Genomic DNA, 12,346 nt, shown 5'->3' with positions numbered 1-12,346 from the left:
TGATGAAATCTCAATAATAGGCAGCGCCAACTTTCACTTAGTAACGAACATAAGTAAAAGCCGGGAATGCTTTGTCTGATCGAGCAATTACTTCCCAATCTTCGGTGTTTTTCTTCCTTTGGAACCGAACTCTCGAATGTGTATTTTTACTTCGACATCAATGTTAGCCTCACTGAACGTCTCATCCCAGTTTGTCTTTACTTGCTTCCATGTTCTGTAGTTATGTATTCTTAATTGTTCACCGAAATTGGCAACATCCACTTTATACGTATCTTTTGTTTTTGCAATGGAATGCTCAACGAGGCGTTTTACCTCTTCGGCTACTTGTTTATCCACTTTCTTAATATAATCCTCTTCGAATGCATCATTTAGTGTCCAGTCCTCACCCAGACGCCCTTCGGATTCAATGGAAACGAGAAAAGAAATCCGTTCTCCTTCTACTCTAGGCTTGATCTTTGTTTTGGTATTATTAACTTCGTAGATAATCTCTTTCTTTGTTTTCTTATCGACGACCTTAAGAACCCCTCCTTGACTGCCATGACGAGTTCCGAGAATCCAATTAATTCCTGATACCTCGTCTTTATCCAACCATCCGATCAATCGCTTTTTTTTCCCTGAAATGACTGCTGCTCCTTGCATCGTATATCCGTTTGTAAGATTAATTTCTTGAACAAGGAAACTATTGTCGCTAGACAAATTAACGGACAGCTCACCCAAGGTTGTTTGTCGAGCCATTTCTAACGTTTTGTAATGATTTCGAGACCTATAAAAAATATTAAAGGCGGGAATTTCATTATTTTCCGTCTTTTTTTCTAAAAACCCACTTGCAGGTCCTTTTGAAAAATAGACACGCACACTTCTTCTCATCTCATGATCCCGTTGAAAAAAGTTCATCAAGTCTAGCAATTGAGTGGAGGAAGTAACTTTATCGCTTAGGATGATAACCTTCAAATGTGTATAGTAGGGCGATCGATCTGTTCTTGTTGACGTTTTTCTAATAATTTCAAACAAATTAGTTCCTTCATCGATCAGGTTATAATATCCTTTAACCACCTCATCCTTCGTTCCGATGGTCGTGTTGACGAATTGTTGGGTCATCTTTATCCGATTGCTGACGGGATCTTCCGCCTGATCCAACGCGATACCGGCGATCATGCCCAACTGTTCGATTTCACGTTTATCCCAACATCCTGGAAGTACAATCAACGAAATGAATACGAGAAATACGACACTCCGCATTTTTGGCGATTTCAAGGTGTATGTCCCCTTTTTCTGAGAACAGCAATGATTAATAATAAGACGGGCATAACTCCTGCCGTTACCAAGGATAAATAGCCAATAATTTCACCAAGCTTGATGCTGCCGTTCAAATCGCTTGGATAGATTGCGATAATGTAAATGACGATCAACAAACCAACATGCACATAGTTAATGTTGATGCGAAAAAGTTGGCTAATTCCCAAGCTTGCGATGTAATGGGATATAATGTAAGTAGTGAAAATTTCAACTAACCAAACTGCAATGAAAATAACTTCGAAGTTTTCTAGAAAGAAGCCTGCCGACTCCACGTTCTTTATTAATTCCAAGGTCGGCCAAGTTAATGTGCTAGCTTCTGAAACACCAAATACATCAATGACGATGATCACGTTTATTGTGTAGAGGACGATGATCAAAGCAACACCGATGATAGCTGAGCGTATCATTTTGCTAGGTTCATTCACAAAGGCGGTGAAGACCATAATACATTCAAAACCCGAGTAGGAGAGCGCAGTCGAGAGGAGGCCACTAAAAACTGGCCGTATCCCTTCGCCAAGAACAGGACGCAAACGATCAATGTCGAAGTCTTGGACACTTAGCAGCATGACAACCAAGATACTAATATAGGTAATGGGTAATAAAAATTCCATGAGTCTGGCGATCGGATTCAATTGTCCTACGATTAAATAGGCGGCAACCGCAAGAAATGTGATCATGGTCACTTCAATCGGTGTTTGATCTAATAAAAACTGCCTGATCACTTCAGCTTGCATGCGTACTTCGAAAGCCGCCATCATAATGTAGTAAACGCAAAACACCAGGCTAAAAGCAATCCCGATCGCTTTACCAACAATGAGTTGATTGAATTCAAAAAAAGTTTGTCCGGGAAACCGTTGGCCAACTTTGGTACAAATAACTGCCAGCAGGATAGATATCAACCCTGCTATAAGTACGGTAATCCATACATCAGGTGTACCTATTTTCTCAGAAGTAGCCCTTGGCAATGTAAGGATCGACAGTCCGAGAATCATGGATGTATTGAGGACAGTTAATTGCGAAACCGAAATTTGATCACTCCGCGCTACCTTCATTCCCAGTCCCCTCCACTTGCGTTTCGTGAATATGCAATCGTTCATTATCTTTTGGCTCTAACAATCTCTGTCGGTTTTTTAGCCATTTCAGCGGAAATTTCACAATTGAATCTCTCCAATCTGTTGGGCGATAATGCACATAAACACCTGCATAGTTGGTCCCGAAGCTCTTTAATTTCATCAAATGGGAGAGAATCAACAGGGAAACCATAATAATCCCATATAGGCCCAACATTGCGGAGGCTAGCATCATGAAGAACCTTAACATGCGAATGGCAATTCCTGCGGAATAAAGAGGTACTGTATAGGATGAAATCGCCGTCACAGCAACAATAATGACCATTATGGGACTAACAATCCCCGCCTGTACAGCTGATTGCCCGATCACAAGGCCCCCGACCATGCCGATCGCTTGCCCAATCGGCTTGGGTAGACGAATAGCGGCTTCGCGAAGTATTTCAATCGTCAGTTCCATCATCATCGCTTCTACAAAAGTGGGAAATGGCACCCCTTCTCTACTAGACGTGATAGATATTGCCAATTTCGTGGGAATTAGCCCTTGATGAAAAGAGATAAAAGCAATATAGAGCGAAGGCAAGTAAAGGGAAATAACAGCGAGTGTGTATCGCATAATTCGGACTAAACTTGAAAACAACCAGCGTTCATTACTATCTTCCGGTGAGTAAAGCATCATGGGGAATGTCACTGGAACAAGAAGAACAAAAGGCGTTCCGTCCAAGAGGATGGCAACCTTGCCCTCCATCAACGCACTGACAACTCGATCCGGTCGCTCAGTATTCATGACTTGAGGGAACGGGGAGAAGGTATTATCTTCAATGAATTGTTCAATAAATCCAGATTCAGCCGCATCATCGATATCAATCAGCTCGATTCTGCGACAAACTTCCTCCACCATTTGATCATTCGCAATATCCTTAATAAAAGCGGCAACAAGCTCTCGCTCGGAGCGCTTGCCTACATGATATTGCAGCATCGTGAAAGAAGGATCTTTGATCCGCTGTCGGATCAGTGAAATATTCGTCGATATCTTCTCAACAAAGCCTTCGCGCGAGCCGCGAACCACCGATTCTGATGTCGGCTCAGCGATACTTCTTCCTTCTAAATTTGAAGTACTGAGGATGATGTAGGTGCTGATGTCCTCCAGCATTAACGCTGTATTTCCTGATAAAAGATTTCTAATGCATACCGTCCGCGAATCGGTTTCCATCATTTCTGAAAGTGTGATCGTACTTTGCATCACTCTTTCTTTGAATCGGTCTGATAGCGAATCTTCGCTTGTCGCCTCCATCTGCATCAATGGCTGCAATACATTTAAGTTAATGCTATTGGTATCGCCTATTGTCGCGATGTATATGATTGCTGCTTTGCGTCCTGTACGACCGAGTATTATTTCTCGCACCACAACATCGTAATTGTGTCCGATGACCGTCATAATCGATTCAATTTCATTCGAAAGGGATTCCCTCACAACCAATGATCATCCTCCCTTTCAACGTGGTTTCTCATTCTTTTTTGGTATTATTTGCTTGCAACCGGTTCCTTATACCTCGTAATTCCTGATGTATTAATGAGCGTTTGCATATTTCTTGCGAATACTTGCCACAAACCACAGCAACAACGGAATTCCGAACATGTTAACTGGCAATACAATTGGAATCCAATATTTGGTGACATATCCAATATCGGATAACGTTATATCCGGATACAACCACGCCTGAATGAGAATGATCGGTGCGATAAACCAAATCAGCATTCTCCAATTTTTGATATGCAACCATTGCGCAGTCCCATAGCAGCTTATAAAAAAATAGAGAGACATTTTTATGAATACACTTATGACCCAGATTAACACGATTACCACATCGATATTTTCGATAAAACCGCCAAAGGAGATAAATCTAACCATATCAAAAAATGGATGTGCCATTTTTGCGGATAACCCCGGACCAAATACCATAATGACAAAAAGACTAGAGACCGTTAGTAGGAAGCAAGCTACACTAAGTCCTAGAATGGCTCGAAGGGGTCCTTCTGTGGGCTTTTTCATGAAAGAAATAAACATAGTTAACATGCAAACCTCACCGAAAAACGATAAAGGAGTCAAAGCCCCTTTGAAAATATGAGCGATTCCAGTATCCGTATAAATCGGCAATATGCGAGTCCAGTCCATGACTTGTATATTTAATGGCAAAATAAGAATAATCATTAACACAATAAAGGGACCCAACAGCTCGCTGCATCTCCCAATGCCTTCGATCCCCCCCATATAGGTCATATACATGAGCAATAGGACCATTGTAATTGTGAGTATCCATATCGGCGTCCTGGGGAGAAGTGTTAAAATCGTGAAATCACTGAACTCCTTGAGAATCACGCCAAGCACCGAATACCACTGGATGAAATAGGGGATCATAATAAGCTTTCCCAACCATTTGCCTAAAATGTCTTGACTGTATTGAACAATCGTTCGACCGGGAAATAGAAGACTTAACTTCGTCGATACATAGGCAATAAATAAACCCAAGGCCCCCGCAATAATGCTTGCAATCCATGCGTCCTGCTGCGCCTCATTAATATTGGGGGATAGTGTAAGGAGGAGCGTATTTCCGCATTGAAATGAAACAATGATCCAGAAAATTTGTATTCCTGTCAAGTTCACTTTTTTCATTTTTCAATCTCTCTTTTTTTCAAATATAAAGAGGGGCCCGTTGTCCCTACTTGTTCCACGTTCAGCTTCACCTTAACGTCAACCTCCGCAGTAGCAAAATCGCGCTCCCAGTCACTTTTTAAGTCTCGCCAAGCTTGCGGGTATTTCTTATGAACCGCTTCACCGAAACCAAAAATATCCGTCTTGTATCGCGTCTGTACTTTATTAACAATATTCAGCACTTGTTTTTCAGTCTCCTTGTTGAGCGCATCTTCGAGCAAGTTCAGATTTTTAGTTTGCAAGAGGTCAAGTGGTGAAGTCGTTTCCATAATCGTGCCTTTTCCTTCTAAGGTTAAATGAATTCTTATTCGATCACCTATCCGTTCAGGTTGAATTTGAGATTTCATATGGGTACCCGAATAACTAAAACTTCCAAATTCAGACTTGTCAATCGTAATGATTTGTCTTTTCATATTTTGCTTAATCCAGTTCAGTATCCCGCTCTCATCCGGATTTAAAAATCCGACCAGTTTTAATTCTTTGTTAAAGATGGCAGAACCGGCTATTCGAAATCCCGATTTCACACCATTCGTCTCAATGTAATTGAGGGAATGAGCTTTAATTGTTTCTATAGCCTCTAATGTAGGACTGCTTCCATCCGTAGAGGCGGAAATTAGAAAATCCCGAAATGCCGTTTCTCCTTCCAATCCGACAGCCAAATGTTCTTTTAGAGCAGCAATAACGGGAAGGGGCTCCAACGGATATTTTTGTTTGAGCAATTCTTCCGCAGTCCCTTTAACTATCATAATATCGATCCTCAGTTTGGACCCTGGATCCCGTGTGAGACCATCCAAAATCTGAGTTACACCCTTTTTCGCCAAATCTTCGCCAATAAATAAAATTTGTCTTTGACCTCGAAGTATTCGTCTGGATACCTGAGCCTGCATGTTACGCATGACATCGAGTACATCCTTACCGCTAGCCGTTGCCGTAAAATAATGCTGACCCATTTCCCCTGCGGCACTTCTTCTCGGTAATTTAAATTGCGCCGTTATTAGGATATTCCCGTCCTTTGTTAGGTCAATGCCTGTGCCTACTACAAAAGCAACATCATTTAATTCCAAGCGGTCCCAGCACCCTGTAGTCAGAGCTATACAAACAGTAAGGACTAAGAAACATCTACTTTTTCTGATCATTTTTTGAATCGCTCCGTTTCCCCGCTTTTCCCCCTGCAGGTAATCGGGTGTTATCCCTGCCTGAAATGAATGGCTTTCTCTTTCTCAACATCCATCGGGGTGCGCGAATCAGCGTATCTTTTAAACTGTAGAACACTTGCGGTGAAACAGGAGCAAGGTAGGGCACCCCAAAGGAATGAAGGGTAACCATATGAATGATCATCACGAGTGCTGCCAGGACGATGCCATACAGGCCGAAGATGCTTCCCAAGATCAATATCGGGAAACGGAGCAGCCTAAAAGCAAATCCCATGCTGTATCGAGGAATGGTAAAAGACGCGATGCCTGTTGTTGCGACAATGATAACCATCGGAGCAGATACGATACCGGCTTGGACGGCGGATTGCCCAATGACTAACGCACCTACAATACTAACTGCTGAACCGATCTGCTTGGGGAGTCTGTTACTTGCTTCACGCAATACCTCAAACATAAATTCCATGATCAGAGCTTCACCTACGGCAGAAAAAGGAATTCCCTCTCTGGCGCTAATAATGCTGTATAATAAATTAGCTGGGATTAATTGAGGATGGAAGGTGGAAACTGCAACGTAAAATGCAGGAAGGAACAACGCTAATAGAACCATGAACAAACGAAGCAAACGAACGAAGCTCATATACATATATCTTTCATAGTAGTCATCCGGAGTCTGTAATCCTGACCAAAGCGTCATTGGCAAAATTAACACGGATGGAGTTCCATCCTCAATAATCGCTACTTTACCTTCCAACAGGCTTGCCGCCACAATGTCGGGACGTTCCGTATTCTGGATGAGCGGAAACGGAGAAAATGGTGAATCCTCAATAAATTCTTCTATGTAGCTCGTGTCCAATATGGCATCTGTACAAATCCCTTCAAGCCGATTGATAACTTCGCCCACAATTGAATCTTGGGCAATCCCTTCGATATAGGCAATTAATACGTCTGTTCTTGTAAGCTCTCCCACCGTAAGCGATTGTAATTTAAGCTTTGAGCTCCGGATTTTTCTCCGCAAAAAGCTTGTATTGGTCTTCAAGGATTCCGTAAAGCTTTCTTTAGGTCCGCGAATCGAATACTCGATATTCGGTTCTTGAATTGCCCGTGTATCGAAACCCTGTAACTTAGCAAGAAGAGCGTCCGACTCGCCAAGGATCAGAATGGCGACGTTCCCATTCAAAACCCCATCAACAACGGCTTGCAAACTGGTTGCAACCTTCGTCTCAGCAATAGCCACAATCTGCTGCATAAGTGCTTCACCGCTAGTTCCAACATCGCCCAAACCCTCTGGAACGCCTTCAAAACTGAGTTTTAGCAAAGCGCTATTTAGGATGTCGATATTTACAAGCCCGTCAATGTAAACCATCGTAATGACGGACTCACCATCTATTTGAACATGACGGAATGTGACATCTGAACAATTCGTGAAAATTTCTTTTAACTCTTGCTCCTTCTTATGAATATCGATCCCCAAGTGAACAGGACTCACGTGATCTCCCTCCACTCTTCCCCATCATCTAATAAATGTTTGCATTCATAATATAACTAAACCTTTGGTAAATTATTCAAAACCAAACCCATTCCACATAGAGCCGCATTGCTCATCGAGAATGGTAAGCGTGAGAACGGTCTCCCCGCTTTATGAAGGATTGCCAAGCGTATGCTCGCGGTTCTTTCTTTTCCCTTGCCAATCAGATACGACGACGCCAATAAGGACAATCGCCGCACCAATGTAGCCTCTTAGTGGCAATATTTCATGTGCGAACAAGAATCCAAACAGTGCGGCAAACACCGGTTCAAGCGCGAAGATTAAACCGGTTCGGGTAGGTGTCGTATACTTTTGCGCCAAGGGTTGAACAACAAAGCCAAAGGCGCTGCATACGAAGCTAAGCACCAGGATGGAGATCCATCCGTTTAACGTGGCTGGTAGCGAAGGCGTTTCAAAAATAAACGAAAAAAACAATCCTAAGGCGCCAGCAAAACCTAATTGCCATATACCCAAATTCAACGAATCCACTTTTTTAGCTGCGGTTCCAGTAAGGATGATATAAACGGCGTAGAATAATGCTGACAGAATGCATAATAAATCACCTGGATAGATATGTAATTGGCTGTTAAGCGTAAGGAGCCCCATTCCGATGAAGGCGAGGCTGACACCAACGATAAGGCTGGGATGCGGCTTTCTCTTAAATACAAGAACATAAATAAAGGGCACAAAAATGACTGTGAGGCTAACCAAAAAGCCGGCATTGGATGTCGTTGTCGTTTTCAGGCCAAAGGTAATGCATGTAAAGATACAAAACAATAAGAACCCGAGATAAGCTCCATATTTAATAGTGGGTAAGTTCGTTTTCCGTATATGTTTAAAAAAAAGGCTTGCTGTGACAAGGAAAGCAAACCCGAAACGCAAAGCGATTAAATTAAACTCATCGATGGCATTCAATCCATACTGCATGAAGAGGTACGAAGATCCCCAACATAAGGTCACTGCGATCATCAACCACTCTGCTTTTTGACGTTTCACTTCTGATCCTCCTGCTTCTTATCTTAGCTGTAATGATTTCCAGTTCCGTTGTTACCCTAGTATACTAAACCTTTATATACAAGAATAATGAATGTTTATTATACTATACATGAGAATTACTCATGTAAATTGGAAGGGGCGGATTTCATTGAGTATAGCCAAATACGAAGTTTTCATGAAAGTTGTCGAGGTGGGGAGTCTGACCAAGGCTGCCGAATTGCTAGGCTTCACCCAATCGGGCGTAAGCCACACCATTAGCAGTCTGGAATCGGAGCTTGGATTCACGCTTCTGCTCCGTGGTCGTTCCGGCATCAAATTAACGGCGAACGGCGAGCTGCTGCTCAAACCGCTCCGAGAAATCCTCAATTGGAACGAGCAATTGAAGCAGGTTGCTGCCTCGATTCATGGCTTGGAAACGGGAACGATCCGTATCGGCACCTTTACCAGTGTGTCTGTTCACTGGCTTCCAGGGATGATAAAGCAATATCAGAATGACTATCCGAATATTGCCTTTAAACTGATGGAAGGCGACTATGAAGAGATCGAGAACTGGATCACAGCAGGCGAAGTCGACTGCGGGTTTATTACAATTCCCGCACGGGGAAGCTTTGATGTTGTTCCACTGAAAAAGGACCGGATGCTGGCCATTTTGCCTATGACGCATCCCCTGAGTCAGCTCCCCTTCTTCCCTTTATCGCAAATTGACAAAGAGCCCTTCATCATTCAGCGAGAAGGATCGGATTACGATGTCAGACGCATCTTGGATCAATCGTTGATCAAACCTAACATTAAGTTCTCGTCTGGGGATGATTATGCCATCATCGCGATGGTGGAGAACGGGCTGGGCATCTCCATACTACCTGAACTTGTGCTTCAGGGAAGGGATCACAACGTTCACTCGCTGGAGTTAGAGGATCATCGTTACCGCTTCCTGGGTATTGCCGTTCATTCCATGAAGGATGCGTCACCAGCTACCAAGCGGTTTATCAATTATGTGCAGCAATGGTTGAAGTGATTTTCCTGACAAGTGAGCGAAAGCCTGCTACTCATACGGCAGCCTATTCGGCTGCGTTAAGGTTGTTTTTCAGCCTTACGGAGTGGCCGATGAGCGTTTGGCGCTCGTTAACGCTGAAATTCAGCGTTACGGTGGGGGGGCGAAGCTTTTCCCAGGATTCGGCTGCGTTAAGGTTGTTTTTCAGCCTTACGGAGTGGCGGATGGGCGTTTGGCGTTCATTAACGCTGAAATTCAGCGTTACGGTGGGGGGGGGCGAAGCTTTGCCGAGGATTCGGCAGCGCTAAGGTTGTTTTTCAACCTTATGGAGTGGCGGATGGCTGTTTGGCATTCATTAACGCTGAAATTCAGCGTTACGATGATGCCAGCATGTCCCCATCTGCACTTTGCGACGCTTACTTGTGAATTCACTATTCGACGGGAGGATCGATATGAAGATCTTGGTCCGGTTCTGTGAAACCCCAGCGAGTGAAGGTGACCTCGAATCCCGCACGGGTTGGCGAACAGGTATAAGGACCTGCCTGATTCCCGGCTTCGTAGGGAAAACGCGCTACACGAACCGTACGCCATGCATGATGTTCTGTCCGCGCCCTGATAATCACAGCATCCTTTAGAGTAGAAGCGCGCAGTGTGACTTCTTCGCCTACCCAATCCGGTACTGCCGCGAGTGACCAGTCGGAATAGCCATCGGTTACGACTACGGAAAGTTGCGGAATGCCGTCATTGATTTCAATTCCCGTTTTAATCCATTGCCCTGGGCCATGATACAACAGAATACCTGCCTGATCATAGAGCTCCGTAAAAGATCCGAGTTGAAATGATACCTCCACCGCGGTATTGTTATTCCAATCCGCCAATAAAGCGGCCCCATCCTCATACTCAAAACCATATAACGTCTTTTTCCAGAAGTCTTTTCCTTTTTCAGGTGAAACCTTAAGGAAATCCCCTTCTTTCTGGGCAGACAGAGGCGAATTAAGCCATGTTCCTGACTCCCAGTCCATTCTCTTTATCTTCATCAATACGCCCTCCATATTAAGATAGATAACTACTTGTATACACTCGCCCCTATAGATCTTATTCTATGATATTCATGGCTTTTTGTATTTTTTCTCCATGTTTCGTTTCGGTTAGCTTTGGAGTTGCAGTTTTTGAATTATTAACATTGCTGTAATAAAGAACTAAATAATGGCTTGGCTGATAAACGATTGGCGCATAGGAACTAAGAGGCTGTTGATGTTCTTGAAAACGCTTATTTCCAAGTTCTCTTTTTTCTTTCGAACCAAAGTCATAAACTCTTATAATTTCATTGTTATCGAGTTTATAACTAAGAGGTTTAATGTCATTAAGTTCAGTTTCCTTGGGTGAATCAATTGAAGTGGCATTGATTCCTTCGGACTTAATGGCTTCAATTACGGATGTATACTTTTGTTGAGACGAACATGCACTCAGCAAGAAAATGCTTAAAAACCCTACGAATATCAATTTTATCTTGAAATTATCGAAGTTAATCCATCTCCCCGCCTTCCTTAACATAGCTCGTTTCTACATTGTGTTTGAACATGCTATAGTTCCCTTATTTTAACATCATATTTATTTCTCAACAAACCTTTCCATTAACAATTGCCTCCTGTAAGATTTATATAGAGGAAGGTCAAAAGTAATGCGGAGGGATCATCTTTATTTATGAATACTTACCCTGAAGACTTTAAAACTTACACCGCTCGTGATGGCGCTCAACTTCCATACCGTTTTTTTGAGGGTCCACCCGATGTTGTGCTTATTTTTCTACACGGCATTACGGAACCTAGCCTGTATTTGAGGGAACTCGGCCAATATGTATCCCAACTCGGGCTCGCCACCGTGTACCTTCCGGATCTGCGCGGGTATGGAAATCATCCCATCCGACGCGGCGACATTGACTACATCGGGCAACTTGATGATGATATGGAGGACCTGTTCTGTTTTGTTCAGAATCAGCATCCCGGTGCGAGGATCATTGTAGGAGGTCATTCTGCGGGAGGTGCAACCGCGCTCAGACAAACAATACGACCGATTCATAAGGACATATTTGCCTATTTACTCATTTCACCAGCACTTAGCCCCAATGCGCCCCTTGATCGAAAAGGGGGTTCAGGTAACGAATCCAGGGTGAGCATCCCACGATATCTGTTGTTAATGCTGCTCAATCTACTTGGCATTCGCCGCTATAACCACGCGATTATATACCGCAGACTCACACCGATTGAAAAGCTGCATGGGACTGAATCCTGCAATCTTAGCTATCGGCTCACCTTGTCGCGCATGGTGGGGAATAATTACGAACATTATTTGTCGCAGTTGACCCAACCGACTTTCGTCATGATTGGGGCTGATGACGAGGTATTCGACGCTAATGCATATAAACCACTTTATGAAAGATTTTGCAAAGCTGAGGTCCACATCATCGCTGATCACAATCACGACTCGATTGTAAAAACGGAACATGCACTTTCAATCATGGGGAACTGGCTCAGGTCGATGCATGGAGGCGGACAAGCAAAATGAACTAGTGAAAGATAATAAATGCTTGCAATATCAATCGCA

The 12,346-nt window shown here is 43.3% G+C and carries 12 protein-coding genes; 3 read left to right on the top strand and 9 right to left on the bottom strand.

Annotation, left to right across the window (positions count from 1 at the left end; all coding sequences use genetic code 11):
• Positions 1-87 precede the first annotated feature (87 nt).
• The 7 genes from LOZ80_RS36845 to LOZ80_RS36815 all read right to left on the bottom strand — a co-directional run bounded on the left by LOZ80_RS36845 (position 88) and on the right by LOZ80_RS36815 (position 8,751).
• Positions 88-1,254, bottom strand: coding sequence for a Ger(x)C family spore germination protein (locus LOZ80_RS36845; protein ID WP_238169127.1), 1,167 nt, complete (start codon positions 1,252-1,254; stop codon positions 88-90).
• Positions 1,251-2,348, bottom strand: coding sequence for a GerAB/ArcD/ProY family transporter (locus LOZ80_RS36840; RefSeq protein WP_238169126.1), 1,098 nt, complete (start codon positions 2,346-2,348; stop codon positions 1,251-1,253). The genes LOZ80_RS36845 and LOZ80_RS36840 overlap by 4 nt, the downstream gene beginning before the upstream one ends.
• Positions 2,329-3,837, bottom strand: a complete 1,509-nt coding sequence (locus LOZ80_RS36835; protein ID WP_238173217.1) for a spore germination protein — start codon at positions 3,835-3,837, stop codon at positions 2,329-2,331. Before LOZ80_RS36835 ends, LOZ80_RS36840 begins: the two co-directional genes overlap by 20 nt.
• 96 nt (positions 3,838-3,933) lie before the next feature.
• Positions 3,934-5,037 carry a GerAB/ArcD/ProY family transporter gene (locus LOZ80_RS36830; RefSeq protein ID WP_238169125.1) on the bottom strand — a complete coding sequence of 368 codons (1,104 nt, stop codon included), beginning with the start codon at positions 5,035-5,037 and terminating at the stop codon, positions 3,934-3,936.
• Positions 5,034-6,212 carry a Ger(x)C family spore germination protein gene (locus LOZ80_RS36825; protein ID WP_283214726.1) on the bottom strand — a complete coding sequence of 393 codons (1,179 nt, stop codon included), beginning with the start codon at positions 6,210-6,212 and terminating at the stop codon, positions 5,034-5,036. The genes LOZ80_RS36830 and LOZ80_RS36825 overlap by 4 nt, the downstream gene beginning before the upstream one ends.
• Complete coding sequence (locus LOZ80_RS36820; protein ID WP_238169123.1) at positions 6,196-7,716, bottom strand: spore germination protein; 1,521 nt, start codon at positions 7,714-7,716, stop codon at positions 6,196-6,198. Before LOZ80_RS36820 ends, LOZ80_RS36825 begins: the two co-directional genes overlap by 17 nt.
• Positions 7,717-7,866: 150 nt before the next feature.
• Positions 7,867-8,751 carry a DMT family transporter gene (locus LOZ80_RS36815; protein ID WP_238169122.1) on the bottom strand — a complete coding sequence of 295 codons (885 nt, stop codon included), beginning with the start codon at positions 8,749-8,751 and terminating at the stop codon, positions 7,867-7,869.
• Between the two features lie 148 nt (positions 8,752-8,899).
• On the opposite strand from LOZ80_RS36815, the gene LOZ80_RS36810 reads away from it, so the two are divergent.
• The gene (locus tag LOZ80_RS36810; RefSeq protein WP_238169121.1) at positions 8,900-9,766 is read left to right on the top strand and encodes a LysR family transcriptional regulator; all 867 of its coding nucleotides are present in this window, start codon (positions 8,900-8,902) and stop codon (positions 9,764-9,766) included.
• Positions 9,754-10,050, top strand: a complete 297-nt coding sequence (locus tag LOZ80_RS36805; RefSeq protein WP_238169120.1) for a hypothetical protein — start codon at positions 9,754-9,756, stop codon at positions 10,048-10,050. The genes LOZ80_RS36810 and LOZ80_RS36805 overlap by 13 nt, the downstream gene beginning before the upstream one ends.
• Positions 10,051-10,173: 123 nt before the next feature.
• Here the strand turns inward: LOZ80_RS36805 and LOZ80_RS36800 are convergent, their stop codons facing one another.
• Positions 10,174-10,779 (bottom strand): DUF1349 domain-containing protein, encoded by a 606-nt coding sequence (locus tag LOZ80_RS36800; RefSeq protein ID WP_238169119.1) that lies wholly within the window; start codon positions 10,777-10,779, stop codon positions 10,174-10,176.
• A gap of 58 nt (positions 10,780-10,837) precedes the next feature.
• Entirely contained in the window at positions 10,838-11,296 is a 459-nt protein-coding gene (locus tag LOZ80_RS36795) for a hypothetical protein (RefSeq protein WP_238169118.1), read from the bottom strand.
• Positions 11,297-11,446: 150 nt separating this feature from the next.
• Here LOZ80_RS36795 and LOZ80_RS36790 point away from each other — a divergent pair, with 150 nt between their 5' ends.
• Positions 11,447-12,307, top strand: a complete 861-nt coding sequence (locus tag LOZ80_RS36790; RefSeq protein ID WP_238169117.1) for an alpha/beta hydrolase — start codon at positions 11,447-11,449, stop codon at positions 12,305-12,307.
• Positions 12,308-12,346: the final 39 nt, after the last annotated feature.

The organism is Paenibacillus sp. HWE-109, from assembly GCF_022163125.1.
Lineage (GTDB): Bacteria > Bacillota > Bacilli > Paenibacillales > NBRC-103111 > Paenibacillus_E.
Note: the sequence above shows the minus strand (reverse complement) of the source record. Positions and strands in the feature narration are given on the sequence as shown.

What these genes read in the sequence shown, in the direction of transcription:
- LOZ80_RS36840 (WP_238169126.1), bottom strand. Translation starts at nt 2,348, where the DNA reads ATGAAGGTAGCGCGGAGTGATCAAATTTCGGTTTCGCAATTAACTGTC.
- LOZ80_RS36830 (WP_238169125.1), bottom strand. Translation starts at nt 5,037, where the DNA reads ATGAAAAAAGTGAACTTGACAGGAATACAAATTTTCTGGATCATTGTT.
- LOZ80_RS36825 (WP_283214726.1), bottom strand. Translation starts at nt 6,212, where the DNA reads ATGATCAGAAAAAGTAGATGTTTCTTAGTCCTTACTGTTTGTATAGCT.
- LOZ80_RS36805 (WP_238169120.1), top strand. Translation starts at nt 9,754, where the DNA reads ATGGTTGAAGTGATTTTCCTGACAAGTGAGCGAAAGCCTGCTACTCAT.
- LOZ80_RS36800 (WP_238169119.1), bottom strand. Translation starts at nt 10,779, where the DNA reads ATGAAGATAAAGAGAATGGACTGGGAGTCAGGAACATGGCTTAATTCG.
- LOZ80_RS36795 (WP_238169118.1), bottom strand. Translation starts at nt 11,296, where the DNA reads ATGTTAAGGAAGGCGGGGAGATGGATTAACTTCGATAATTTCAAGATA.
- LOZ80_RS36790 (WP_238169117.1), top strand. Translation starts at nt 11,447, where the DNA reads ATGAATACTTACCCTGAAGACTTTAAAACTTACACCGCTCGTGATGGC.